A 26,707-nucleotide genomic window follows, 5' to 3' on the forward strand; every position below is an offset into this window, starting at 1 on the left:
ACGGGCCAACCGCCGGTTCACTTGCCCAAGTGATGGCGCACCAATCGGAAAAGATCGGTCGGTAAAGCGGCGACTTGGCGGAAGAGTTTGCCCCGCGCGGACGTTTCACGGTAGCCGTACAAATGCCGTCGTCGGCGACGAGGATCGGCTTCGCGTACGGCTCGTTCCAAAAGGGATCGCAAGCCCGACCGGACGTTCCATTCGCGATCGGCCGCCGCGGAGACGCCGCAAACACGATCGCGGGGAACGGCGAGGTCGTCTGCCAAGGTTTGCAGGAAGACCGCCATCGCCGACGCTTTCGGACCGACGGGATTTTCGAGGTCGTAAGGCGGGTTCCATTCCGCTAGCGGGCGCAATTGGTCCAAGCAGGTCCCGACGACCAGGACGACCGGCTGAATTTCCTGGGGATTTTGGGAGAACTGTCGGCGCATGAGTGCGAGGAATTCTCGATCGGCCTGGCGACCCGCGTTGCGGGTCGAGCAAACGACCATGATGACGTCGCTCGCGCGGATCTCCGGGAGCAGCCGCTCAAAATCGGCATCCGGCGCGTCGTCGCCGTATCCCGGCGTGTCGAGTACGTAGACGTCCGCCGCGATTTCCCCCGCGGTAGGCCCGGCCGTTCCGGTTCGGGACGCGACTCCGTCGGCAGGCGGCTCACCGTGTTTCGGCAGTCGATAGGCGAAAGTTCCCTCCGTGCAAGGCACGGCATCGACCGGGGCTTGATGCGAGCCGATCAGGGCGTTGATCAAGCTGGACTTGCCGGCCTTCTTTTGGCCGACGACCAGCACGCGGAACGGTTCGGCGCAGGCGGCCTCGTGGGCCTTGCGAAGCGATTCCGCCTGGTCGGAGGTCCGGCGTCCGATGGGCGACACGAATCGGCCCAACTCTCGGTCGTCCGGCGCGATGCGTCCGGCGTACAACTCGATCGCATAATGACCCGCCCGTCGGACCGCGTAACCTTTCAGCCGCCGAGTCGCCTCCTCCAGCGAGGCCTGAGTGGCCCGACCCAGCAGGAAAAAACGAAGCTCCCGCAGAAGAGAGGCGCCGGGCGCCAAAGGAATCGAGGCCAGACGGTACAAGAACCACGCCCACTGGGAAACCTGCCACCAGTCACGAATTCGCAACCAATCACCGATCGTCAAGACATGCGAACCCGGTATCTTTTCGCTGACGAGCATTCGCAGATCGGCCGTTACCTGTTCCAAGAGTCGGAGGACGTCGGGCAGCGGCACCTGTAACATCGCCTGCCGACTGTCGGCATGGTAAACCCGCGCCACGTCCTCCAGCAGTTGCAGGAGCAATGCCTTGGCGGCCTCGGGGGAGTCGAGGGGTATTTCCCCCTGTTCGACTCGCCCTGCGAGCCGCTCCACCGTTTCCCAGGCACGCTCATCCAGGGGCGAGCGGCCGTACGGGGCGGGATATCGCCAAGTCTCCGCCGCGGAGGGTTGCGATTTCCGCAGATAGTGGATCGTCGCCCAGGCCGCCGCCGTGAGCGCAGCCAGCCCTCCCAAGAATTGCCACAGGAATCCGTGCTCCCAAAGCCAGAGGCTCCCCAGAAGGATGAGGAGGAGATAGGGAACCGCGTAAACGCCGGCCACGATCATCCAAATCCAGCGGGAGGATTTCATGCGCTCACCGGCCTTTCACGCGCGGTCTCGAAGGATGCCTTCCCTCACGCGAAGGCGGAGCCATTCCCGTGACTGCTTCAGTTCCGCTTGGTAAAGGCGTCGCAAAACCTTCGGATCGGGGGCGGCCCCGCGACGCAGATCGCCGTAATACCGGCACATGGCCGCCCCCAAGGCATAGGTAGCCCCGGCCGCGAATCCCGCCGAGGCGACGGAGCCGACGAAAGGAATCCAGCGCGTCAGTTGTCTGGCCAAGTACCGCGTGGCAAAGCGGAAACCGAGAGCCCCCATGATTTCCAAGACACGCTCCGAGTTCCACGGTTGTTCGTAGATCGCGGCCAACCGCTTGGTCATGAGCAAGGGGACGGCGATGACGGCGGGCAGGTCCGCCAGCGGTACCGGGACGGCGGCGGCGGTACCGGCCGCCAAGGCGTACCACACCACGATGGGATGGGCCTTGCGAAACCGGACGTCTGCGAAATCGCGGTATAGCTCGGGGTTGCCGACAATCGCCTCTCGGAGCCCCCAAGGCAAGGCCTCCTCGATCGCGTCCCAGAGTGCCTCCAAGCCGTAGAGCACCGGCTCGAATCCGTCCTCGGGAAGCGTGAAATCGACGGCCGCGAACCGCACGTGTGATCCCGGAAACCACGATCGCTGTAATTGCAACGCTCGGGCCAAATCGGAAGGCACGGTTGCGGGGAAGCTTTCATCCCGAAACGGATAAGGCAGGATGTGCCGCGGCTCGCGCCAAGGGTAACCCTCGTGGAGGCAGGTCTGCACGACGACCAACGGGCGGCTCGGCTCGCAGGCCCATGCCTCGGCTACGGCGCGCCGCACGGCCTCTTGTCCCGGGTCCATGGCCTTCATCACCGCAACCAAGCAGTCGCAGCGGTCCTCAAGCTGTCTGTCCCCGGACGGCTCGACCCAGGAGTCGGTATGCTCCACATCGCCCAAGCCCGGGGTGTCCACGAATTGGACGAAATATTGTTCGTCCGAGGGAAACCGGTATACCCGCGTGTTCTTCGTGCACGGCCGAAAACCGTCGCCGATCTCTTCCCGCGACCTGCCGGTAAGGGCGTGAATGATCGAGGTCTTGCCCGACTGCGTTTTCCCCACGAGCCGAAACGTCAAGACCGGCAAGCGATCGCGCAACTTGGCGACGGCTTGCTCGGCTTCGTCAAGTTCCGTCGGCGACAAGGGCGGTTTCTTCCATATACCGTCGAGGATGCTCATGGGATCGCGGGTTTTTCCCGCCCCGAAGATTCAAGACCGCCGCCGTTTCGTCGCCACCATCGCCGGGCCGGCCGGCGCCGGGCTACCGATCACCGGCGTATCAGAACGATCGGCGGCGGGACGCGGCCCGGAAGGGGGCATCTTCGCCGGCGTGCTGCAAATGGATTTTTCCTGCGCACATCGCTTGGTTTTCGCGGTTTGGGGGACTATGCTGGATGATCGGTCAGGATAGCCGACGGCGGTCGGCGCGGTTGGTGCTATGTCGGTGCTTCGCCCCGCATTGGTTCGACCTTTCGGCTGATCATGCTCCAATCGTTTGCAAAAGGTTCCGCCGAACGTGCTTTCGGCGGGCGAGCTTTCCGTGATCGGTGTCCCCTGCCTCATTCCCACCACAAAGGAGATTTCGTCATGAAGCGTAGAGATTTCTTGGCATCCGCCGGAGCGGCGGCGATGTTGTCCGCATTTCCCTTGCGCTGGACCAAAGGGGCGTTCGGCCAAGGCCGCAAGATTCTTTATTTTACCCGCTCCGCCGGATTTCAGCACTCCGTTGTGGCTCGTAAAGACGGCGAGCTGGCACACTCCGAAAAGATCCTCGTAGAGTGGGGCAAGGAGTACGGCATCGAAGTCGTTTGCACGAAGGACGGTCGCGTATTCGACGAAGACCTGGACCAATTCGCGGCCATCGCTTTGTACGCCACCGGCGATTTGACGAAGCCCATTCAGGATCGCGATGAGCCGCCCATGACGGAAAGCGGATTGAAGCGGTTCTTGGACGCCGTTGCCGCCGGCAAGGGCGTGGTCGGATTCCATGCCGCCAACGATGCGTTCCATAGTCGCGGTGACGAGGTGTCTCCTTTTATTCGGATGCTAGGCGGCGAATTCTTGACACACGGCAGGCAGCAAGAGGCCGTCATGAAGGTGGTTTCGCCCAAGTTCCCCGGCGTCGAAAAGCTGGGCGATTCCTTCCGCATGATGGAAGAGTGGTACGCCATGAAGAATCTGGCCTCCGATTTGCACGTGATCCTGGTGCAAGAGACGGAGGGCATGGTGGATGAGTGCTATCAGCGGCCGCCGTATCCCGCTACTTGGGCACGTCTGCATGAGAAAGGCCGAGTCTTCTACACCTCCCTAGGACATCGCGAGGACGTTTGGACCAGCGACATCATGAAGCAGATTACGGTCGGCGGCTTCGCTTGGGTGCTCGGCGAAGTGGATTTCGACCCGGTGCCGAACATCGCCCAGGTCACCCCCGGCGCCAACCAGTTGAAGCGATGAGCCGGGGCTAAGCCGTTCCGGCTTGGACGAGCCCGCAGTCGGCTCGTCACCGTTCTATCGTATGAGAAACGCAAGGACGGGGGACGCGTCCGTCGGCAATGGGACCGTCCCCCGTCGGATATGAATTCTGTGTCATCTGACCGATCGGGATCGGCTCGGGTTGCATTCGATCCATCGAGCGTTTTTTCCAAGCCATCGGCGCGACGGACTACTTTGGAGAAGATCAGGCCATGTTAGAGCGGTCACGGCGCGATGTCTTGCGTGTCGGCTGCGCGGCGGTCGCCGGTTCCTGGGTCGGCGGTCGAGCTGTTTCCGCGGCCGAAAACGCTTTGCCGGCGGCGGAAAACAGGACGCAAAGCCCCTTCCGGTTTTGCTTGAACACCAGCACGATCCGCGGGTACAAACTCTCTCTTGTTGAGGAGATCGACATTGCCGCGGATGCGGGCTACGACGGCATCGAGCCGTGGACGCGCGAGATCGAGCAGTATCTCGAGGTCGGTGGAAAGCCGGCCGAGCTGCGAAAAAGGCTCGACGACCGCGGCCTGCGATTGGAAAGTGCGATCGGCTTTCCATCGTGGATGGTGGATGACGAGGAAAAACGCCGGGCCGGCTTCGAACGCATGAAGCTGGAGATGGACTGGATCGCCCAATTGGGTGGAAACCGCATCGCGGCGCCCCCTGCCGGTGCCTACGGACCGCCCCTGCTGGACTTGGACGCCGTGGCGGAGCGATACCGACTTCTGTTGGAGTTGGGACGCCGGATGGGCGTCGTGCCTCAACTCGAAATTTGGGGGGGATCGGCGAACTTGTCCAAGCTCAGCCAGGCGGCCTATGTGCTCGTCGAATCCGGTGATCCGGACGCCTGCGGCCTATTCGATGTATTTCACATCTACCGCGGCGGCTCGGATGTTCACGGCCTCATGCATTTCAGCGGCGCGTCGATGCACGTTTTTCACGTCAACGATTACCCGGCCGATCCACCGCGCGCTAGCATCCAGGATTCGCATCGGGTCTTTCCCGGCGATGGCATCGCGCCGCTCGGAGAAATCTTCGGCATCCTGCGCCGCATCGGCTTTCGTGGGGCACTCTCCCTGGAGCTTTTCAACCCCGCTTACTGGAACGATGATGCCGCCGCGACGGCCCGAACGGGTTTGGAAAAGATGCGGCGGGCCGCGGAACAGCCCCCGGCGACGTGACGCCCCGGCCCATCGCCATGCCGTCACGGAGGGTCGCGCGACGCAACAAAAAACGCAAGGCCGTCGCTCGCCCGTCGACGAACGACGACCCTGCGTCAAGGTGCCCTGGAGAGGACTCGAACCTCCAAGGGGTTGCCCCCACATGGTCCTGAGCCATGCGCGTCTGCCAGTTCCGCCACCAGGGCTGAATCCGTGAAAATACGGGGATCCCGCACTTCCTCCGGCCGAAATCCGGGACGACGCCCCTCGGGCCGCACGGATACGGAACCCTCTTACACCCCTATTTTTAGGGCAAGCCGGTGCGATTTGCAAGGGCGTCCGCAAAAACTTTGTCAGCCGCGAGTAGAGAGGCGTCCCTGATTCTCACGAACAGAGATTTCCCCTGCTAGGGGTTCAAGGAACGGCGGAATCGGGCGGCGGAACGGAGGGCGAGCGGAGCGATTCCGGAACGGAGCCGTGCGCAGCCGCAAATTGGACTAAGGAAGCAACTGCAAGAGCATGGCGAGCACGCCGGTCGCGGCCAGATAATAGGCCGTCGGCAGCAAGGTCTTGCGAATCACGAGACCCTCTCGGCCCAAGATCCCCACGGTGGCCGCCGCTGCCACGACGTTGTGCACGCATATCATGTTGCCTGCCGCGCCGCCCACCGCCTGTAGCGCGACGATCGCCACGGGATCGAGACCGCTCTGCAAGGCCACACTGAACTGAAAAAGAGCGAACGTCATGTTGCTGATGGTATTGCTTCCGGCGACGAAGGCCCCGAACGCACCCACGGGTGCGGCTACCAGCGGCCAGGCTCCGCCCACCAGTTGCGAGACGGCGGACGCCAGTTCGTGCGGCATGCTGCCCAGTCCGGCCAAATTGACGTCCGATTGCAAAAAGACACGCACGGCAGGGACGGCGAAAACCAGCACGATCCCCGCTCCAAGTGTACCTCCCAACGTTTCGCGAAGGGCTTGTCGCGTCGCCGATGCCCGCATTCGCAGCAAGATCACGGCCGCGCCGGCCGCGATCAGAAAGGCCGTGCCGGGCGAAAGAGCGGGATTCCAGCGCACTTCGATATTGGACCCTTGCGCAGCGGGTTGATCAAGAACGTGGCGGAATTCGGCATGCTCGAGAAACCGGCGAACCATCGGTAATTGCGTAGACACCAATAGACCGGCCACGACGAGATACGGCACGACGGCCAAAGCCGGATGCCGCGGAAAGGCGGAGGCGTCTTCGTTTTGTGCGGCTGCCGGGGCCGCGCTGCACCATTCGCCGGGCCATGATTCCGGCGGCGAAAAGTCCCAAGATTGCTTGGGCATGAACCACCCGCGGCGAGCGGCCGTGAGCGTCAATACGGTCGCGCACAAGCCGCCCAGCAGCGACGGGAACTTGGGTCCCAGGGTCAAACCGAAGATTACATAAGGCAGACAAAACGCAAGGGCGGCGAAGAGACAGAATCGCCACGCCCCAAGACCCTCTCGCCAGGAGCGTCGGGCGCCGAAAAAGCGGGTCATCATGCAAACCATGAATAGCGGGATCAGCAAACCGATGAGGGCATGCAGCACGGCCACGTATCCGCCGATCATAAAAAGCAGCCTCTCGTAGGCGGCCTCGCCGTGCAGACCGCCGAATCGGTCGGCGTGCGCCGCCAAATACTCCAAGACCGAGGATTGGTTTTGCAGCCCTTTGTTGACGCCGATCAAGATGGGCGTTCCCACAGCACCGAAAGAGACGGGCGTGCTCTGAATGGTAACCGCCGCGATGACGGCGGCGAGCGGGGGAAAGCCCAGGATGACGAGCAACGGCCCCGCCACGGCGGCGGGCGTGCCGAATCCGGATGCCCCCTCGATGAACGTTCCAAAGGCCCAGGCGGTGATCACCACCTGGATTCGGCGGTCCGGCGTAATGTTCTGAAAGGCGCCACGAATCGCGGCTACGGCGCCCGCATGCTTCAAGACGTAGAAGAGCAGGAGGGCTCCGAAGATGATGTACAACAATGTCCCCGCAATTGCCACGCCCTCCACGGTCGCGGCGTACATCCGCCCGAGCGGTACCCGCCAGAAAAGACCGGCGACGAGCACAGTGGCAAGATAGGCCATCGGCATGCTATGGCGAGCCGGCCACTTTCCGATCACCAAGAGGCCGAACACCAGAAGGAATGGAAAAAGCGCTACCAGGGCATGCCACACGTTTTCCATCTCCCAAATCGAATCACACGCAACGATCACCGCCCTTCCTTGAGCCGACATTCTACGGGGCGTCGATGTGGTTTGCCACCGGCGGCTGAGACGCGAAAGCGTGAGCTGCCGGCGTCAGCCCCCAGTGAACGCCCCCTCGCCGCATGATTCCTTGGTTGATATCACCACCGGTTTGCGCCGGCAGCCTGGGACTTGGATGGTCAGCCGGTGAACGCGACGAAAAGCGTTGTTCCAGGGGCGGCGCGACGAGGAGGGATGCGCGCATAGTCTCCCTCAAGGGAGGTCCGGGCTAAATCGCTTCAACAATCGAGGAAAGCGAAACGCGGCCCCCGCAAACAGAATTCCCGTCCGGATTCGCGAAGGTCATGGAAAGGATGCCGTGCGGTCGAGCTGCCGGCCGGGACGCCAGTGGAATCGCGGATCGCCGTCCTCCAGCACTCCTGCGGGCCGGGCGCCCTTGGCCGGCATGTTGCGCAAGGCGTCGCCGAGGTCCTCTCGCATCGAGTCCGCCAGGGCTTCGATCTCCTGAACCACTTGCGGATATTGCTCGGCAACATTCGTGGTTTCGCCGGGGTCCGATTCCAAATCAAAAAGTGAAAGGCCGATGGATGCCTGCTCGTAGGCGGCCGGCTTGCCGCCGGTGCCGCCCGGCCGACCCGCCAAGGTCGGGTATTGATGGGGAAAATGAAGCTTCCACTTTCCCATGCGAACGGCATGCAGTTCCCGGCCCCAGTAAAAGTACAGCGCTTGGTGCGGGCTTTTCGCTTCGGCGTCGCCACGTATCAGAGGCAGTATGCTCAGGCCGTCGATCTTGTGCGGCGGCAGCGATGCGCCGATGATCTCCGCGATGGTCGGCAGCAGGTCGATGGTCATGACAGGCTCGCGGCAGACCGTTCCCGCGGGGACCGTCCCCGGCCACCACATCACGGTGGGCACGCGACAACCGCCGTCGAACATGGTGGCTTTTCCCTCTCGCAGGGGTTTGGCCGATCCGGCATGGTCGCCGTACGACAACCAGGGACCGTTGTCCGTCGTGAAGACCACCAGCGTGCGCCGGTCGAGCTGATTCTCGCGGAGTGTGTCGAGAATGCGGCCCACCGACCAATCGATCTCCATGACCACGTCCCCGAACAGCCCGCGGCGGCTCTTGCCGGCGAATTTGTCGCTGACGTAGAGCGGTACATGGACCATGGAATGCGGCACATAGAGCAGGAACGGGCGGTCCTTATTCTTCGTGATGAAGTCCACGGCATGTTCCGTGTACCATGTCGTCAGATTTCTCTGGTCGTCGCCCGTCACGTCGTCGTCGATGACCTCGGTTTGTTGCAAGAGCGGCAGGTTGGGGTAGTGCTGTCCGGCCGTGGGGTGGAACGGCCACATGTCGTTGGAATAGGGCAAGCCGAAGTATTCGTCGAAGCCGTGGTTCGTGGGCAAAAACTTGGGGTGATGCCCGAGGTGCCATTTGCCGAAGCAGGCCGTGGCGTAGCCTTTCTGCTTGGCGATCTCGGCGATGGTGACTTCGTCGGCATGGATTCCGTGGTCGGCGGTGTGGTTGAGCGCGCCGAGGATGCCCACCCGGACGTTATAGCACCCGGTCATGAGGCCGGCGCGGGACGCGGAGCAGACGGCTTGCGTGACGTAGAAGTCGGTGAAGATTCGGCCCTCCGCGGCCATGCGATCCAGATGCGGAGTGGAATAGCCCTCGGCTCCGAACGGCCCGATATCGGCGTAGCCCATGTCGTCGATAAAGATGATCACGAAATTCGGCGGCGTATCAGCCGTCGGTGCGGCGGCGGAGGTTAGGTCGACGGGGCCGAGCCACGCCGCCGTGAATCCTACCAAGAGCCGAGAAACAAAGCCGCGGATGCCGAGCCTCGAGGCGTGATGGGGCTTCATGATCGTGGATTCTCCCAGCAAACCGTGACGAAGAACGCATGCGCTCCGGCAGAGCGGTGTCGCCGGTCGGCCGGCGTGCTCCAAGCTCTCGCCACTATATCGCATCCGACCGGGAAAACCAATGCTCAGCCTGCGCTGCTGTGCTCCGGGGGCGTTTTTCGCACGGCCGGTTTGTGTTTCCGGAAACGGGCCCGGTCCGGGATTTCGTCCGGGATTTCGTAATTATTGACACTTATATCAGGGGTCTCTAGAATCAGTCAGACTTTAAGCCGACGGCGGTCCGAGCTGTCTTTTCACTCCGTAACCTTCACTCTTTCCGGAAAGGGAGGTGCCATCGATGGCAGCGCAGGGACAATCAGGTATTGTGAACGTCATGAAAGAGGCCCGCTTGTTTCCCCCGTCTCAGGAGTTCTCTTCCAAGGCCCGCATCAAAACCATGGCGGAATACGAGGCCCTGTGGCAGCGTGCCAAGGATGATCCGGAAGGCTTTTGGGGAGAGTCGGCCAAGGAGCTCCACTGGTTCAAACCCTTCGAAAAGGTCTTAAACTGGAACGAACCGTTCGCGGAATGGTTTGCAGGCGGTCAGACGAATATCTCTTACAACTGCCTCGACGTGCATTTGACCACCTGGCGCCGGAACAAGGTGGCGTACATTTGGGAAGGCGAACCGGGCGATGTTCGCGTTTTGACCTATGAAATGCTGCATCGCGAGGTCTGCAAGTTCGCCAACGTGCTCAAGGGTTTGGGCATCCAAAAGGGTGACCGCGTTTCCCTGTATATGCCCATGGTGCCCGAATTGGCGATCGCCATGTTGGCTTGTGCGCGAATCGGGGCCGTGCATTCAGTGGTCTTCGGCGGCTTTGCTGCGGAAGCCTTGGCGGATCGCAACAACAACGCCCAGGCCAAGCTGATGATTACGGCCGACGGCGGTTGGCGGCGCGGCAAGATCGTTCCCCTGAAGGATAATGTGGATGCGGCACTGGCAAAGTCGCCGAGCGTGCAGAAGTGCATCGTCTTCAAGCGGACCGGCCAAGATATTCCCATGGAGGAAGGTCGCGATCTGTGGTGGCATGAATTGATGGAGAACGCTTCGGCGGATTGCCCGGCCGAGCCTATGGACAGCGAGGCGCCGCTGTTCCTGCTGTACACCAGCGGTTCCACCGGCAAGCCGAAGGGGGTGAAACACACCACCGCGGGCTACAATCTGTATGCGAAGAAGACGACCGAGTGGGTGTTCGACGTCCGCGACGACGACATCTACTGGTGCACCGCCGACATCGGCTGGATTACCGGCCATACCTACATTGTGTACGGTCCTCTGTCGGCGGGAGTGACCTCGTTCATGTACGAAGGTGCCCCGAATTTCCCGGCCGAGGATCGTTGGTGGGACATGATCGAGCGCTACAAGATCAACATCTTGTACACGGCGCCCTCGGCCATTCGCACGTTCATCAAATGGGGCGATGAGCACGTGGAAAAGCACGATCTTTCCAGCCTCCGCCTCCTGGGCAGCGTGGGCGAAGGCATCAATCCCGAAGCTTGGATGTGGTACTACGAAAAGATCGGCGGCGGTCGCTGTCCCATCGTCGATACCTGGTGGCAAACGGAAACCGGCGGGATCATGATCTCTCCGCTGCCCGGTTGCACTCCGCTCAAGCCGGGAAGCGCCACCAAGCCGTTGCCGGGCATCGTTCCGGAGGTCGTCGGCGAAGACGGCAAGCCCGTTCCCCAGGGAACCGGGGGCTGGTTGGTCATCACCCAACCCTGGCCCGGCATGCTGCGCGGGATTTGGGGCGACGACGAACGCTATAAACAGCAATATTGGTCGGATGTGCCCCATAAGTATCTCGCAGGCGATAATGCACGCTGCGACGAGGATGGTTACTACTGGATCATGGGCCGGATCGACGACGTGCTCAACGTCTCGGGCCACCGGCTCAGCACGATCGAAGTGGAGAGTGCGCTGGTCAGCCATCCCGCCGTGGCCGAGGCGGCCGCCGTGGGACGACCGCACGATGTCAAAGGCGAGGCCATTTGTGCTTTCGTGACCTTGGCCGAGGGCTTCGAGCCGTCCGACCAATTGCGGGCGGATTTGAAACAGCACGTCCGCAAGGAGATCGGCGCGCTGGCCGTCCCCGATGACATCCATTTCACGGCTTCCTTGCCCAAGACCCGGAGCGGCAAGATCATGCGACGCTTGCTGCGGGATATCGCTTCCGGTCGAGAAACCGTGGGCGACACCAGCACTTTGGAGGACTACAGCGTGCTGGCTCGACTCCGCGCCGGAGACGAAGGTTGATCGGCGGCGGGGCGCAAACGCGTGCGGCTCCCTCGTGGGATCCGTAGCGCGCAGTGAAAGATCGTTTTACTCAGCAATGCAGGATGAGACGGGATGATACCGCCCGCGGCGGCCCATCACGGCTGCCGTGGGCGGTTCCTTTTTCGGGGGGATTTTGCTTGACGCACGCTTGTTCAGCCCTCTATATTAGAAGGCGAACGCAGGTCCGGCATCTGTGAGCGACTGGAGACGGAGAGCCGAAAGGAGGTGGGCCGGATGTTGGAAAATCTCGGTATCGTCGATGCTTGTTTCGCGCTCCCGAAGGAGCGGGCGAGGGCTTCTCGAAAACTCAACGGGAAGTCGGTCTTGGAGTGGGTCGCCCGGCGCGCCACCGACAGCCAGCAATTGGACGGGGTGATCGTTGTTACCACGGCGGCCCCGGACAACGAGTTCGTCAAGCATGTGACGCCGCTGGACGTACCCGTCTTCGTCGCGCAATCGGCGGATCCCTTGGGTGCCTTAGCAGCCGCCTTGGAGGCCTATCCCGCCTCTCACTTTGTGCGGATCGAGACGGCCTGTCCGCTCTTTGACCCCGTGCTTTTGGACCGTTTGGTAAAGGAAAGTCGCCGTCAGACCGAACCGGTCGATTATCTTGGTTACCGCAGCCACGACGGCACGCCTGCGATGTCCACGCCGGTCGGGGTGTTCGGCGAATGGGTGAACGCGAAGACGTTGCTGGAAGTCTCCCGGCGCGTGCAATCCGCCAAACACCGCGCCCACCCCACGCGCTACATCTACCAGCACCCGGAAAGGTTTCGCGTGCAGTGGATTCCGCTGCCGGAAGAGATCGATCGGGAGGATATTCGCCTCACCCTGAATAGCGAGGATGATTGGGAATACCACCAGATCATTCTCGAGACGCTCGGGCCGGATTGCGACTTGCGGACCATCACCAATCTGCTGGACCGTTGCCCGTCGCTCCGTTATCAAATGGCCGAATTGAACCGTGCTTCGCGTATCGCCTGACAAGCCGCTGGGGTCTTAGGGAAGATTGATCGAACCGCTTCCGCCGTTCTCCAGTTTCGGCAGGCGAGGTGCAGGCATCGTCTCCATGTATTTCCGCTCCAAAGAATCGACCATTTCGGCGGGCCAGCCGGGAGGCGAGATCTGCACCACTTCGATGGCGACGTCGTCCGGGGAGTTGATGAGCTCGCTCGCCCAGTTCCGCACGGCATCGACCCGTCGCTGAGTCTCCTCGGCCTTATAAGTCTGGCGCACGTAGATGGTTCGATGCGTGCTGGGCGCCTCGGTCAAGATCCACTCAATTTTCAGCTTGCCCGCCTGGTTCAGCTTTCCGGTTTCCTGATCGAAATGCTGTTCTGAAATCAGGTTCTGGGCCATCCAGCCCTTCCTAACCATCAACTCGAGTGGTGCTTTAGCGGCGAACCGGTCGTTCGGGACGAAACAATCGGGCCAAGAGTTGTTGCGGCAGGTATCTTCGCCGACGCGGTGGAAGAAGGCCTTCAGTCCCTGTCCCGATGCCTGCGGGCTAAATGCCGCGACCATCATGCCGGCCAACGCGGCAACAATCATCCATGACCTTTGCATGGCAACCATCCTCGTGTGGTGGCGATGAGTCCGTGGTTGTTCGGTCCGCGCGATGCGCCGAACCAACGGAAACCGCAGCCGGTGGGAAAGTCTCGACGACAATCGGGCTTTCGACGTTCCGGCGCTCTTAACGAGGTATCGGCAAGGAATGGTGAGATTTTGCGGCGGATTCATGGAGGCTACGCATATTCTCTATCTTTCGAGTTGCGGTCGGCATGAACTGGGGATAGTGGGAAATCAATGCTGCCGAAAAAATCATCGCATTTATCCTAAGTCGCGCAGTTCTCTGAATTCTTCCGGAAGATCTGCCGATGACAAGAAAACGGGTATTGCGGAATCGGCGAACCGTTCGATTTACGAGAGGTCGCTCCGGTCAGGAAGTTGCCGTCGTACCGAGGGGCGGTGGGAACTTGCGACGGTCTCACTGCGGTTCGGCGAAGGACTTGGCCGAACTTCAACATTATGCCACGGAGGGTGGTGCCGTGCTCAGATTTCGCGCTTTGCTATCCGCGCTCATCGTCGGCCTTGCCGTTCCGGTGACGATCGGGGGATGTACCGCCCCGCGAAGCGCTGCGCAGCCGCAGAATACGATCCAGTCTGCTTACGGGAACGCTTCCGGTGGGACATCGCCGTTTTCTTTCTTGCCCGCTCCTGCCGGAGCAGCCGTTACGGCAAGCTACTCGGAGCCGGTGCAAACCGCCGATCCGACGTCGCTTTCCACGGAGGCCAAGCCCAGCCCGCGTCTCTACGTTGCCATGGCGAAGCTCCATGAGAAGTCCGAGCAGCTCAACAAGGCGGAAGAGCAGTACCGCCGTGCACTTCAAATGGACGGCCGATATCTGGACGCCTTACTGGGATTGGGACGACTCAAGGATCGCGAAGGGCAATCCAAGGAAGCCTTGGATACGTTTCAACGGGCGGTCAAATATCATCCCGGGAGCGCGGCGGCTTGGAACCACCTCGGTCTTTGTCTGGCGCGGCAAGGGAGGCTTTCCGAGGCGGCCGACGCGCTGCAAAAAGCGGTCAACCTCGAACCGCGGCAAGAGCTCTACCGCACGAACCTGGCGGTAATCTTCGTTGAGTCCGGGCGGACGGAAGATGCCTTGCGGCAACTTCAGGCCGTGCATGACGAGGCTCAGGCCTATTACAATTTGGGATACCTGCTGCAAAAGAAGGGCGATACGGCCGCCGCGGCACGGTACTTCAACCTTGCTCTGCAACGCAAACCCGACTTCGAGGAGGCGCGGCAATGGTTGGAGTCTTTACGCACCCGGAATGACAACTCGTTGATTGCGAAGGAACCCAGCCTTGGGCGGGCGCAGCAGCAGGTCTCTCTGACCGAGCAATTGGCCGAGCCGGGCTTCGCCGCGTCCGGCACTTCCACTGAGCCTCATTCCGCCCCGGCGGAAAAGCAAAACGGGAGCCGTCGCTCGTTCAACCTTCCGTTTTTCGGCAAGCCGTCCAACGCATTGTCCGTTTCTTCTTCTGCGGGGGACGAGGAGACGCCAGGCATGGTGGGGCCGCATGCAGGAAGTCCGGCGACAGGCTCATGGCCCGCGATGTCGAAACAGTCCCCGTCCGGCCCGGAGCCTCAGCGAAGTGTCACCACTTCCCGGAGCACGCCTCCCGCCCTCGGCCTTCCCGCCTCTCCACGGCCGCTGCCAAATACGGGCAACCCCGTCGCGATCGAGTCACCGAAGGTCGGCTCCGTCGTGGCACCGTTGCCGCCGGTACTGGCCGAACCGGTGACCGAAGTGCAGCCCTTACCGCCGATCACAAGCCGGTGAGCCGGTAGCCGGGCGGTAATTGTGAATCGACAGGCCAGGGCTGAGAAGATCGACACTTCATGACCGGGCAAGGCCCATAAGCGGGTTCCCCGGGGTATTCGGGACCGCAAGATGCAATCCGGGCCTTGAGGGGGAGCAGGGGTGAAACGGGCAGCTCTTACTTCGCCGCTTCGCCAGCCGTCTTCTTGGCCGAGGTTCGACCGTTGCTGGAACCGTTGCTCGACCCGTTAGTCGAACCGTTGCCCGAGGAGGACTTGCCATTGTCTTTGGAAGCAGCCTGGCGGTACGAGTCGCTGCGATAATCGGTGCAATAGAAGCCCGAGCCTTTGAAAATGATGGCTGCCCCCGTCCCGATCAAGCGGCGGAGCTTTTTCTTGCCGCATTCCGGACACTTTACCAGCGGGTCCGCGGTAATGCTTTGAAATGTCTCGAATTGGTGTTGGCAAGCATCGCAGACGTACTCATAAGTAGGCATCGATCTATCTCCGAATCACGAAGCGTACCAATGGATGCGACGTGTCTCCGAGTTACGAAAACGGATTCGCGTCCCGTAAGGTCCTGATTGTCGCCATTTGCAGTCGCCGGCGGCCGTGTCCCGGCAGGCCGTTCGGATTTTCCCCGCGCGGAACCGAGTTGTCTTCGGGAGCAAAGATGACGCTTCTCCCATCGGCTCCACAGGCGATTCCGTCGGCCGGCTACGTGTTTTCGGGCCGCTCGCCTTCGCCATCCAAGGGCATGGAGACCACGACCTGGCTCGGTCGCACAACCCGATCGTGCAGGACGTAGCCTTCTTGCGTCACGTAAATCACGGTGTTGGGCGGAGCGTCGCCCGTCGCTTGACGCGAAATCGCGTGATGCAGGTTCGGATCGAAGGGCTGATTCAAGGCCTCGATCCGCCGGCATTCGTGCTTGGCCAAGACATCCTGCCATTGCTTGACGATCATATTCAAGCCCGCCAAGAGCGCGGACAGATCGTGATTCTTTTCCGCGGATTCGATGGCCCTTTGAAGGTTGTCCAGGACCGGCAGCAAGTCGCGAATCAGATCGGCGGCGGCGTACCGGCGATCGTCGGCCATTTGCCGTTGGACTCGCTTTTGGTAATTCTCGAATTCGGCCTGCCATCGCATCGCGCGATTCCGGTGTTCGTCTGCCTCCCGCCGCAATGCCTCCGCTTCCGACTGAAGCCGAGCGACTTCCGCCTGCTTTTCGCCTTCGCCCGTGCCCGGGACGTCGGAGGCGGATTCCTCGTGAGGCAGAGGTTCTTCCGAAGATTGGACCGTGTGCATGTTGCTTTCCGATTGCGATACTTGAGGCTCTCGTGAAGTTTCGTTTGGTCTCGCGTTCGCTTCGCGCGACGCTGTTTCTTGCGGATTTCGGTTGTGAGATCGCTTCGCCATGGCCGTGCCCTCGTTTCATTACCAATCCGTCACGATACACCGTCGGGCGAACCGTCGTCTCATCCCAACGCCGAAGCCGTTCTTCCGGCCGGGCCGCGCCGATTCTGCGCGGCAGCCTATCCACGCTTGGAGAACAATTCCTTGATCATGCCGAAGAAGTCCTTCCGTTTGGGCATCACGTCGGAATTCTCGATCTCGGCAAGCTCTCGCAGTAACTTCTCGTGCTTCGGATTGAGGGTCTTGGGTACCTCGATGAAGACCTGTACCAGCAGGTCGCCTCGCCTGCGAGACCGCATATTCGGCATTCCCTTGCCTCGCAGAACGAAGACTTCTTCGCTTTGCGTGCCGGGGGGAATCTTGAGATTCTCCGGCCCGTTGAGGGTGGGGACCTCGATGTCGGCGCCCAAGGCGGCCTGCGTATAGGTGATCGGTACCCGACAAATCAGGTTCTGGCCGTCCCGCTTGAAAAGCGGGTGCTCGCGGATGTGGAGGAGAACGTAGCAATCTCCTCGGGGGCCGCCGTTGGGGCTGATTTCGCCCTCGCCTTGCAGACGAAGGCGCGTGCTGGAGTCCACGCCGGGCGGGATGTTCACCTCCCGGGACACCGTCTCGATCACCACTCCTTGGCCTTTGCATTGCAGGCAAGGGTGGCGGATGGTCACACCGCGTCCTCCGCAGGCCGGGCAGGTCGTCTGCATCGAGAAAAAACCGGCCGATTGCATGACGCGACCGCGACCGCCGCAATACTGGCAGCTCTCCGGCTTGGTTCCGGGCTTCGCTCCCGAACCTTGGCATGTTTCGCAGATTTTGTGCCTCCGAAAGCGGACGGTTTTTGCGGTTCCCTCAGCCGCTTCGCGGAGATCGAGCGAGATTTCGCAGACGATATCCTCGCCGCGCCGCGGACGATTGCGACCGCCCAGCCCGCCGAAAATATCACCGAACAATCCCTCGCCGAAGATGTCGCCGAAGGCGGAGAAGATCTCGTTGATGTCGCGGAACTGATGGGCCTGGTAATTTCCCGAAAGGCCGGCATGGCCGTACCGGTCATACGCCGCCCGCTTTTCCGGGTTGCTGAGAACCTCGAACGCTTCGGCAGCCTCCTTGAATCTGGCCACAGCCTCCTCGTCACCGGGATTCCGATCAGGATGGTATTTCAAGGCGAGCTTGCGATAGGCATCCGCGATCTCTTTATCCGAGGCGCTTCGCGAAACGCCCAGAACCTGGTAATAGTCTTTTTTTTGGGACATGGTTGCCATGTCTGGCTCAACGAGATTGGAGGGACGCGGATCGCAACGGAGAGGGCGGCATCAACCGACGGAACACGGGGGACGAATCGGAAAGGATCGCTCCTGCTCCCCGAATGCGTTCCCCCTGAAGACGGCTCTTGAAGGCCTTCATCCTCTCAAGTGTAGCTCCATTCCAGGTTTCGCGAAACGCCGCAACTCGCCTCGACGGTTATCTACGAGTGTGGATTCCGTTGCACACGCGCGGTCGCGGCCCTCATGCCGGGGAGACAAGCTTCGGGCCGCCTCCCGTGAGACGGCCCTGGCCTGCATTCCCGCACACGATTTGACGCTCGACATCAGCATTCGCCCTCGCGCTGATGTCATCGCGAGGTGCCGATGCTTATCGGATCACGCCTTCCGCGACCGTTTCCTCTTCATCCTCCTTGGGCACGTCGGTCACCAGCACCTCAGTGGTCAACATCAGCGAGGCCACGCTGGCCGCGTTCTGCAAGGCGCATCGGACGACCTTGGCCGGGTCGATGATGCCCGCCTTGAACATGTCGACGTACTTATGCGTGAGGGCGTCGAAACCGACGTTGACGTCCTTTTCCAAAAGCTCTTGCACCACGACCGCGCCGTCCACACCGGCGTTGGCCGCGATCTTCTCCAAGGGCTTGGTCAAAGCCCGCCAGACGATATCCACGCCGATCTTCTCGTCGCCGCGAGCAGCGCCGCGGGCCTTTTCGACGGCGTCACGGCAGCGCAGCAGAGCTACTCCGCCGCCGGGCACAATCCCTTCCTCGGCCGCGGCTCGCTTCGCGTGCAAGGCGTCCTCCACGCGGGCCTTGGTCTGCTTCATCTCGGCCTCGGTCAAACCGCCGACCTGCACCACCGCCACACCGCCGGAGAGCTTGGCCAGACGCTCCTGATACTTTTCCCGGTCGTAGTCGCTGTCGGTGGTTTCGATCAACTGCCGAAGCTGGTCGGCGCGGGCCTTGATGTCGGCGGGTTTTCCGCCGCCTTCGACGATCGTCGTCTTGTCGCGATCGACCGTGATCTTCTTGGCCCGACCCAGGTGGGACAACTCGACGTTCTCGAGCTTCATCCCCAGGTCCTCGCTGATCAATGTACCGCCGGTCAAGATGGCGATATCGCCGAGCATGGCCTTGCGGCGGTCGCCGAAACCGGGGGCCTTCACCGCGCACACGTTCAAGACGCCGCGCAGCTTGTTGACCACCAGGGCCGTCAACGCCTCGCCTTCCACGTCTTCCGCGATGATCAGCAAGGGCTTGCCGGTCTGCGCCGTCTTCTCCAAGACGGGGATCAGCTCGCGAAGGTTGCTGATCTTCTTCTCGTGGATGAGAATGAAGGCATCCTCCAGGTAGCAATCCATCTCCGGCATGCGGTTGATGAAATAGGGCGAAAGGTATCCCTTATCGAATTGCATGCCCTCCACGATTTTGTAGGTCGTCTCGGCGGATTTGCCTTCCTCGACGGTAATGACGCCGTCTTTCCCGACCTTTTCCATCGCCTCGGCCAACAGATTGCCGATCTGCGTGTCGTTGTTGGCACTGATGGCGCCCACGCTGGCGAGTTCGGACTTGTTTTCGATCCGCTTGGCGATGGTTTGGAGGTGATTGACGGCGGCCTCGACGGCCCGCTCGATGCCGCGACGGATGGCGGTCGGATTGCTCCCCGCCACGACGTTCCGCAGCCCTTCGCGGTAAATGGCATGGGCCAGCACGGTGGCGGTCGTGGTGCCGTCACCCGCCGTGTCGGATGTCTTGGAGGCCACCTCGCGGAGGAGCTTGGCCCCCATGTTCTCGAATTTGTCCTCCAAGTCCACTTCCTTGGCCACGGTGACGCCGTCCTTGGTGACCTGCGGTCCGCCGAACGACTTGGAGAGAATCACGTTGTGGCCCGCCGGTCCGAGCGTAGCGGCGACGACGTCGGTCATTTTTTCCACGCCGCGCAGCAGTTTGGCGCGGGCCTGATCCTGATACAGCAATTGTTTCGCCACGATTGCGGCTCCTTATGAACTGAATCCGAGCGATGCGTTTCCATGCGCCTGCAACCGGCGCCCACCGTCATTTCACGACCTTGGCCAACACATCGCTTTCGCGAAGGATCTTGACCTCTCGACCGTCGATCTCGATATCCGTGCCGCTGTACTTGCCGAAAATGACCTCATCGCCAACGGCTACCGAGACTTCCGTCCGCTTGCCGCTGTCCAGCAGGCGACCCGGGCCGACCGCCAAGACGATACCGCGTTGCGGCTTTTCCTTGGCGGTGTCGGGAAGGACGATGCCGCCGGGGGTCGTCTCTTCAGCCTCCACGGGTTCCACGACGATCCGATCATCCAACGGGCGCAATTTGATATCCTTCATGTTCTCCACCCTTTTCATTGAAGTCCGGTCCGGATTGAACCAACCTGTATCCCTCGGGGAATTGGGCCAACCTCGGCCGCTCTTCCCCGGATCGTTTTCCGTTTGCACTTCGCCCGCGTCGGAGCAGGCGAGGCGTCGTTAACATCAATAGTCGTAGTCGTCCATATCGTGGTTGTGGCCGCCCGGCTTTTTATCCGTCTCCTTCTTCGGGATCTCGGTAACCAGGCAGGAGGTCGTCAACAGCAGACCGGCAACGCTGGCCGCGTTCTGAAGCGCGATGCGGACCACCTTGGCCGGATCGATGACGCCGGCTTCCATCAGATCGACGAACTGATCGCGATCGGCGTCATAGCCTTCGTTCTTTTTCATCTTGCGAACACGGTTGACCACGACGGCGCCTTGTTGGCCGGCGTTCTCGGCGATCGTTCGCAAGGGAATTTCCAAGACGCCGGCGATGATCTTGGCTCCCAAAGCCTCGTCGCCGGTCAGCTCCAACTTTTCCACAGCCTTGGCGGCACGAAGGAGCGCGACGCCGCCGCCGGGAACGACGCCCTCTTCGAGGGCCGCTTGTGTGGCGTTCTTGGCGTCTTCGATGAGGAATTTACGTTCCTTCAACTCGGTCTCGGTCGCGGCCCCCACATAAATCTGAGCCACGCCGCCCGACAGCTTGGCGAGCCGCTCTTGCAACTTTTCGCGATCATAATCGCTGGTGGTGGTTTGAAGCTCGCGGCGAATCATCTCGCAGCGGCCTTCAATCTCCTCCTTGTTGCCTGCCCCGCCCACGATGGTGGTGTCGTCGGCCGAAACGATGACCTTCTTGGCCTGACCCAAGTCGCTGAGTTTGACGGATTCCAGATTGATGCCCAAGTCTTTGAAGATGGCTTTACCGCCGGTCAGGATGGCGATGTCGCCCAACATGGCCTTGCGGCGTTCACCGTAAGCGGGGGCCTTCACCGCGCAGACGTTGAGGATACCGCGGAGTTTATTGACCACCAGCGTAGCCAAGGCCTCGCCTTCAATATCCTCGGCGATGATCAGGAGCGGGCGGTTGGCCTTGCTGACCGCTTCCAGCAAGGGCACCAGCGCCCGGGCGTTGGAAATCTTCTCTTCGTGCACCAAAACGAGGCAGCGCTCCAATTCGCAGGTTTGCGAATCGGGATTGGTGACGAAATGCGGCGAGAGAAAGCCGCGGTCGAATTGCATGCCCTCGATGAATTCGACGGTCGTCTCGGCCTGCTTGCCTTCCTCGACCGTGATCGCGCCATTCTTGCCCACCTTGACAAAGGCGTCGGCCAGCACGGCGCCGATGGAAGGATCGTTATTGCCGGCGATGGTGGCGACCTGGGCGATTTCCTTGCGGCTCTTTTCGTCAACGCTCACCGCCATCTTGCGGACGGCTTCCACCGCCGCGTCGACCGCCTTTTGGATGCCGCGATTGAGCGCCATCGGATCGGCGCCGGCCGCGATCATTTTCAGACCTTCCTGAAAGATCGCTTCGGCCAGGACGGTAGCGGTGGTGGTTCCATCACCGGCCACATCGTTCGTTTTCGAGGCCGCTTCGCGAACGAGCTTGGCGGCGAGGTTCTCGTAAGGGTTTTCCAGATCAATGTCTTCGGCAACGGTCACCCCGTCCTTGGTGACCTTGGGGGAACCCCAGCTCTTGTCGAGCATCACATTACGACCGCGAGGGCCTAACGTGGCCTTGACCGCGGCCGCCAGTTTATTCACGCCGGCCGCCAGCGATTGCCTCGCGACATCCTCAAATAAAAGTTGTTTTGCCACAGTGATTCCTCCTCAAATCTGTGATAGGTTAACCCCACTCAGGAAGGTCCACCGAAAGGATCCGCTCGAAGAAAGACGCTGTCGGTAGGCGGCGCACGCTGTCGAAATCGCTCCTACCTACGAGGGGTCTTCAGCAGCCGCTCGAAGGCTATTGAACACCGCATGTCATTACCGTCGCCGACACGTTTTCAAAACAATCTTTTAAGGCTGCCCATAGCACGGCTCGAAACAGCAGTTTCCGGAGTGGCAGCCGCTCGATTTGAATGCTCCCGTTTGAGCAACATCCGTTCCCAATGAGCGATCAATTTCATAAAATGCTACAAGATATGGATTTGTGGCTGAGGTCTCGCTGCGGGGAGCGATAGGCTGCGGCGAACGATTCCTATCGGAGTGCCATTTTGGCAGATGCCGGGATCAAGCGTTCCGCCGACCCTGGCCGGCACATGGTGGGCATTTATCTCGCCTTGATCGAGCCCAAAACTGAAACCGGCTCCGATCGTTTCGGATTCGGACGTGTGCGCCGATTCTTGCTCGATCTTCGAGCGCGGCAAACGGCCGAATTCGGGCTTCATCGAAGTCTTGGAGGCGGGGACAAATCACGAAAAGAGCGGTCGCGAAGGATAGGTCGCGACCGCTCAGTCGGCGTTGCTACGGATCAGGTGAAACGTGGGCAGGACAGTCGGCTGTGCACTCCCGTGATTGCGGTGCTTGAACGGACGTTACTCCCGCGTTTTCGCCTCGTCTGCCGTGGGGAAATCTTTGGGGATGGGCAGCGTGACCTTGCCGCTTGCCGCCCATTCGGCGCCCCGTTGATACGTTACGATAAACGCCAGGCTTTTCAGTTCCTTGGCGGTGTGCCCCAGTGCGTTGAAGAATACCCGCCCTTGGCCGTACCGGACGGTGAAGAGCAGCGGTTCGTGCTCGTCCGAGCCGCCTTTGTCGGCGGGAGCGAAGGCCGTGGCGAGCACCGTGAGATTCTTGGCCGGCCCGCGAAGCCAACCGTAGAGCTCGTCGGGGACGTGCATGAATTTCTCGGGCAAACCTTGGGTAATGGGATGCTCTTTGTGACGGATGACGATTTGGAAGGGTTGCATGGGACCATGCCCGCCGCCTCGGCCCGGCGAGTAGTCGAAAACGGCTCGGCCGTCGCGCCAACGCACGTACGGCCCCCAGTTCTCGTTTCGACCGCCCCAGCCGCCGAGTCCGATGATTTCGTTGTATTCGGGCCAGTCGGGGAAGGCGGCGCAGGCGAAGTGGTACACGAGTACGCCGCCTCCATTCTTGACGTACCGGACGAATGCGGCTTTGGGTTCGTCCGGCCAGGCATCCCCCTGATAGTTGAGGACGACCAGGTCGTAATCCTGGAAGGACGGCTTGAATCCCGACATATCCTGGCCTTTGGCCGGAGATTGGGCCACGTCCACTGTGAACAGACCCGTCTCTTCCAACAATTGTTTCAGGACCGGCGTCGTTTCTTGCCAGTTGTGACCGTTCTGGCCGGTCACCAGCAATGCCTTATACTGGGCGGCAAAACCGTTCACGGCGAACAGGAGGCATAACGTTCCTGCCCAGAGAAAACAGCGTCGATGCATGGCGATTCCCTTTCTCGCGAGAAGCTGCGGAATTGAAAACACAAACCACATCCAAGGGCGTCCTCTTGGCATCGCGGCGAACCTGCCCAATGTTTTGACTAGCATAGCCGCCCGGTTAGCATAAAAAAAGAGCTTTGCCAGGGACTTGGCTGTCGATCGCCTCACGCCGCCTCCGGACGCAAGAATCCCTGACCGTCATCGCGGCGGTCAGGCGTGACGTGAACGGCGTCACCCGTTGCAACCGCGAACATAAAACCGGCGACTCAGGTACCGCTGAAGCGGCTATGAGGGACTGCCGAGAAACGTGGCAATTCGGCGTCAACACCGCGTGCATGCCGCCGGCTTTTGCGGAAAAAAGGAACCGACGTACGGCATGTTCGAGATCATCGACCACACCGCCGATATCGGATTGCGGATTCAAGCCGCTTCGCTCGAGGGACTGTTCCAAGATGCGGCGGAGGGCATGTTCTCGTTGCTATTGGAAGACTTGACCACGGTGCGACGGGTGACGACGGTGTCGTTCGAGATTGTTGCCGGCCAAGGGTTCGCCTTACCGCAGCATGGCGGCCGGGACGAGGTGTGCGGCACGCCCATGCGTCTCTCAGAGGCGTGGGAGGACCTCTTGCACGACTGGCTGGCCGAGCTGTTGGCTAGCTTTGACGCGAGACGCATGGTTTTTGGTCGATTCGAAGTGCGATTTGCGGCGACCGGATTGCACGGACGGGCATGGGGCGAAAAGTTGGATCTCTCAAGGCATCGGGCGAAGATGGAAATCAAAGCGGTGACCTATCACCAGCTCCATATTTGCAAGACCGAGCAAGGATACGAGTCTCAGGTGATCTTCGATTTGTGACCCATTGCCGGGTGGTCGCCCGGCGGCATCGGTCCCTCGCCGTGAGCGTCGGGAATGCGGAATGTTGCAAGCCGGGGCGGGGTGAGCGATGAAGAGCGTTGCGTTGCGGTCCGCGGGTACTCCATAATTCCGTTCACGGCTTCGAAGCCGGCCGTTCGCATTCACTTCGTACTTCGCTGCCGAGACTGGGAGGTGCTTCATGTCTCGATTCGTGTGCGACGAATTCCGTTGCGTCCTTTGGATTCTCGCAGCGTGCGTCGGCGCCTTTGCCGGTTCGTTAGCAAATGGCAGTCCGGCCGAGGGTGCTGAGCCAGATGAGGGTGTTGTGCCGGCGACGCATGTCGGTCAAAACGACGACGGAACGTGGTTCTTGGAGAACGCGGCACTCAAAGTCCAGTTAGACGCTCGCACGGGCGCCTGGTCCGTGCTCGACAAACGTTGCCGTCGGCAGTGGGTATCGGCCACGGAGTACAAATCGGATTCACCGCGGTTTCGTCACGTCGAGGCGGTGCCGGAGTCGGGCGACGCAATCCGATTCGAGGCCGCTTTCAGTTGGACGGACGGTCAGCCCGCTTTCATGCAGGTCGCGGTGACGCTGCCCGCCGACGCGGCCGACGTGCGGATCACGGCGGACATGGCGGACCGTACGCGAAAGATCGGGACGAGCCGGTTTTGGGATCCGCTGGGCGCCGACGCGGATGGTCTGGGAATCGCCGTGGCGGACTATTGCAACGGCCATCTGTATCCCGCTGACGCCGAATCCTTGCCGCGGCGGTGGTTCTCGGCATCGCGGCTGGACATGCCTTGGATCGGCATTTGTGAAGGAGAGAAAGGGCCGGCCTTTCTGGTACTGTTCGAGACCAGTGACGACGGAGCCGCGGAGCTGCGGAAGTTCAACTTGGGGGGCCGCTCGCTATTTCTGCCGCAGATTCTATGGCACGATTCCAAAGGTGCCTTCTCCTATCCGCGGCGGCTTACCTATTCTTTTGCGGCGGAGGGCGGATACGTCGCCTTGGCCAAGCGTTACCGGGAGTTCGCCAAGCGATCGGGTTTGATCGTTCCCTTTGCGGAGAAAGTGAAAGCGAATCCCGAGGTCCGACGGTTGTTCGGGGCGCCCGATGTTTGGGGTTACGCCGCTCTGGAATTCGCGCAAGCGGCGAAAGATGCCGGCGTGCGGCGCTTGCTGGTGCAGGGACGCATGCCGCCGGACCAGATGCGACGGGTTAACGAGTTGGGCTACCTGACCAGCGAATACGATAACTATACCGACATCACGCCCGTCGAGAGCGAAGACCGCATCGACCGCTCGCACGACTTCGTCCCGCAGAGCGTGGTCTTGAAGGCGGACGGAGAGCGGATGACGGCATGGCTCACCTTCGACAAAAAGACGCAATTCATGAAGCGGTGCCCCTCGCTGTGGTTGCGAACCGCGCGGATGGATATCCCCAAGATTCTGGGCGAGTATCCCTTCCTGGGAAGATTCATCGACGTGACCACCGCCGAGGATTTGTATGAGTGCTACGATCCGGCCCATCCCTTGACGCGTGCGGACAAACGCCGCTGCGGCGAGGAATTGTTGGCCTACGTCCGCTCGCAAAAATTGGTGGTCGGGGGCGAACACGGGATATGGTGGGCGGTCCCGCACGTGGATTATTTCGAGGGAATGATGAGCGGCGGCAGTTACTCGTGGCCGGCAGGACACCTCATCCCGCCCAAGACCAAGGAAGAGCGATTCCAAAGCCCGTGGGGACAGGAGTTGCCGCCGTGGCAGGAGTACGAGAAGTGGGGCATCGGGCACCGGTATCGCATCCCGCTGTGGGAATTGGTGTTTCACGATTGCGTTATTACCACGTGGTATTGGGGAGACTCCAGCGATTTTCTGTTGCAGGCTGCTCCGGAAATCACGCCCAAGAAGGATGCGTACAATATTCTTTACGGTACGATTCCGTTGCTCTGGGCCGACGCGCGGCGCGGTTCGTGGCGGGATCATCGAGATGTCTTTTTGCGAACCTATCGCAACACCTGCATTTTGCACGAGGTCATCGCCGGAACCGAAATGCTGGACCACGCATTCCTGACCGAGGATCGTCGCGTTCAGAAGACGACATTTTCCGGCGGCACCTGGGCGGTGGTCAATTTTGGGCCGGAACCGTTTGAACTCACCGTAAACGACCGGCAATGGCTGTTGCCCGAAAACGGTTTCGTGGTTCACGGTCCGAATATCGAGCAATCGCGCGTCGTAAGTAATGGAGCCGTCGTGACCACGATTCGCGGGCCCGACTACGAGTTCACCGAAACCGAATGACGCGAGGCGACTTCGGATTTCGCGGACGCTTCCTGTTGATGGAGATACCGATTTTGTCTGCAAGCTCTCGAACGACGTTGC

The 26,707-nt window shown here is 61.1% G+C and carries 20 protein-coding genes and 1 tRNA gene; 8 read left to right on the top strand and 13 right to left on the bottom strand.

Features of this window, described 5'->3' with window-relative positions:
* Positions 1 to 17 precede the first annotated feature (17 nt).
* Positions 18 to 1,628 (bottom strand): GTPase family protein, encoded by a 1,611-nt coding sequence (locus tag ACZ5B4_RS01780; protein ID WP_464912726.1) that lies wholly within the window; start codon positions 1,626 to 1,628, stop codon positions 18 to 20.
* A 15-nt stretch (positions 1,629 to 1,643) separates the two neighbouring features.
* Positions 1,644 to 2,858, bottom strand: coding sequence for a YcjF family protein (locus ACZ5B4_RS01785; RefSeq protein WP_464912727.1), 1,215 nt, complete (start codon positions 2,856 to 2,858; stop codon positions 1,644 to 1,646).
* Here ACZ5B4_RS01785 and ACZ5B4_RS01790 point away from each other — a divergent pair.
* The 3 genes from ACZ5B4_RS01790 to ACZ5B4_RS01800 all read left to right on the top strand — a co-directional run bounded on the left by ACZ5B4_RS01790 (position 2,857) and on the right by ACZ5B4_RS01800 (position 5,329).
* Entirely contained in the window at positions 2,857 to 3,090 is a 234-nt protein-coding gene (locus tag ACZ5B4_RS01790; protein ID WP_464912728.1) for a hypothetical protein, read from the top strand. The genes ACZ5B4_RS01785 and ACZ5B4_RS01790 overlap by 2 nt on opposite strands.
* Before the next feature lie 176 nt (positions 3,091 to 3,266).
* Positions 3,267 to 4,133 (top strand): ThuA domain-containing protein, encoded by an 867-nt coding sequence (locus ACZ5B4_RS01795; RefSeq protein ID WP_464912729.1) that lies wholly within the window; start codon positions 3,267 to 3,269, stop codon positions 4,131 to 4,133.
* A 230-nt stretch (positions 4,134 to 4,363) separates the two neighbouring features.
* A complete protein-coding gene (locus ACZ5B4_RS01800) occupies positions 4,364 to 5,329 on the top strand; it encodes a sugar phosphate isomerase/epimerase family protein (protein WP_464912730.1) in 966 nt (321 codons plus the stop codon).
* 101 nt (positions 5,330 to 5,430) lie between these two features.
* Here the strand turns inward: ACZ5B4_RS01800 and ACZ5B4_RS01805 are convergent.
* From ACZ5B4_RS01805 to ACZ5B4_RS01815, 3 genes are all read right to left on the bottom strand, one after another.
* Positions 5,431 to 5,514, bottom strand: a tRNA-Leu gene (locus ACZ5B4_RS01805).
* 291 nt (positions 5,515 to 5,805) lie between these two features.
* The gene (locus ACZ5B4_RS01810; RefSeq protein WP_464912731.1) at positions 5,806 to 7,545 is read right to left on the bottom strand and encodes an L-lactate permease; all 1,740 of its coding nucleotides are present in this window, start codon (positions 7,543 to 7,545) and stop codon (positions 5,806 to 5,808) included.
* A 333-nt stretch (positions 7,546 to 7,878) separates the two neighbouring features.
* The gene (locus ACZ5B4_RS01815) at positions 7,879 to 9,411 is read right to left on the bottom strand and encodes a sulfatase family protein (protein WP_464912732.1); all 1,533 of its coding nucleotides are present in this window, start codon (positions 9,409 to 9,411) and stop codon (positions 7,879 to 7,881) included.
* 337 nt (positions 9,412 to 9,748) lie between these two features.
* Between ACZ5B4_RS01815 and acs the strand changes: the two genes are divergently transcribed.
* Both acs and ACZ5B4_RS01825 read left to right on the top strand, forming a co-directional pair.
* Positions 9,749 to 11,710, top strand: a complete 1,962-nt coding sequence (gene acs / locus ACZ5B4_RS01820; protein WP_464912733.1) for an acetate--CoA ligase — start codon at positions 9,749 to 9,751, stop codon at positions 11,708 to 11,710.
* 255 nt (positions 11,711 to 11,965) lie between these two features.
* A complete protein-coding gene (locus ACZ5B4_RS01825) occupies positions 11,966 to 12,715 on the top strand; it encodes a cytidylyltransferase domain-containing protein (RefSeq protein ID WP_464912734.1) in 750 nt (249 codons plus the stop codon).
* A gap of 15 nt (positions 12,716 to 12,730) precedes the next feature.
* On the opposite strand, the gene ACZ5B4_RS01830 is transcribed toward ACZ5B4_RS01825, so the two are convergent.
* Positions 12,731 to 13,282 (bottom strand): hypothetical protein, encoded by a 552-nt coding sequence (locus ACZ5B4_RS01830; RefSeq protein WP_464912735.1) that lies wholly within the window; start codon positions 13,280 to 13,282, stop codon positions 12,731 to 12,733.
* 497 nt (positions 13,283 to 13,779) lie between these two features.
* Between ACZ5B4_RS01830 and ACZ5B4_RS01835 the strand changes: the two genes are divergently transcribed.
* Positions 13,780 to 15,084: a tetratricopeptide repeat protein gene (locus tag ACZ5B4_RS01835; protein WP_464912736.1), complete on the top strand. Its 1,305-nt coding sequence runs from the start codon at positions 13,780 to 13,782 to the stop codon at positions 15,082 to 15,084.
* A 157-nt stretch (positions 15,085 to 15,241) separates the two neighbouring features.
* Here ACZ5B4_RS01835 and ACZ5B4_RS01840 read toward each other — a convergent pair whose 3' ends face one another.
* The 7 genes from ACZ5B4_RS01840 to ACZ5B4_RS01870 form a co-directional block, all read right to left on the bottom strand.
* The gene (locus ACZ5B4_RS01840) at positions 15,242 to 15,559 is read right to left on the bottom strand and encodes an FmdB family zinc ribbon protein (protein ID WP_464912737.1); all 318 of its coding nucleotides are present in this window, start codon (positions 15,557 to 15,559) and stop codon (positions 15,242 to 15,244) included.
* Between the two features lie 220 nt (positions 15,560 to 15,779).
* Positions 15,780 to 16,370, bottom strand: coding sequence for a nucleotide exchange factor GrpE (gene grpE / locus ACZ5B4_RS01845; RefSeq protein WP_464912738.1), 591 nt, complete (start codon positions 16,368 to 16,370; stop codon positions 15,780 to 15,782).
* Positions 16,371 to 16,597: 227 nt separating this feature from the next.
* Complete coding sequence (dnaJ, locus tag ACZ5B4_RS01850) at positions 16,598 to 17,728, bottom strand: molecular chaperone DnaJ (protein WP_464912739.1); 1,131 nt, start codon at positions 17,726 to 17,728, stop codon at positions 16,598 to 16,600.
* Between the two features lie 379 nt (positions 17,729 to 18,107).
* Positions 18,108 to 19,727: a chaperonin GroEL gene (gene groL, locus ACZ5B4_RS01855; RefSeq protein WP_464912740.1), complete on the bottom strand. Its 1,620-nt coding sequence runs from the start codon at positions 19,725 to 19,727 to the stop codon at positions 18,108 to 18,110.
* Between the two features lie 67 nt (positions 19,728 to 19,794).
* Positions 19,795 to 20,094 (bottom strand): co-chaperone GroES, encoded by a 300-nt coding sequence (gene groES, locus ACZ5B4_RS01860; RefSeq protein WP_464912741.1) that lies wholly within the window; start codon positions 20,092 to 20,094, stop codon positions 19,795 to 19,797.
* A gap of 144 nt (positions 20,095 to 20,238) precedes the next feature.
* The gene (gene groL, locus ACZ5B4_RS01865) at positions 20,239 to 21,876 is read right to left on the bottom strand and encodes a chaperonin GroEL (protein WP_464912742.1); all 1,638 of its coding nucleotides are present in this window, start codon (positions 21,874 to 21,876) and stop codon (positions 20,239 to 20,241) included.
* A 719-nt stretch (positions 21,877 to 22,595) separates the two neighbouring features.
* Positions 22,596 to 23,468: a ThuA domain-containing protein gene (locus tag ACZ5B4_RS01870; RefSeq protein WP_464912743.1), complete on the bottom strand. Its 873-nt coding sequence runs from the start codon at positions 23,466 to 23,468 to the stop codon at positions 22,596 to 22,598.
* Positions 23,469 to 23,772: 304 nt separating this feature from the next.
* Here ACZ5B4_RS01870 and ACZ5B4_RS01875 point away from each other — a divergent pair, with 304 nt between their 5' ends.
* A complete protein-coding gene (locus ACZ5B4_RS01875; RefSeq protein WP_464912744.1) occupies positions 23,773 to 24,321 on the top strand; it encodes an archease in 549 nt (182 codons plus the stop codon).
* A gap of 199 nt (positions 24,322 to 24,520) precedes the next feature.
* Positions 24,521 to 26,626: a glycoside hydrolase gene (locus ACZ5B4_RS01880; RefSeq protein ID WP_464912745.1), complete on the top strand. Its 2,106-nt coding sequence runs from the start codon at positions 24,521 to 24,523 to the stop codon at positions 26,624 to 26,626.
* Positions 26,627 to 26,707: the final 81 nt, after the last annotated feature.

The sequence above is a fragment of the Thermogutta hypogea genome (assembly GCF_055386265.1).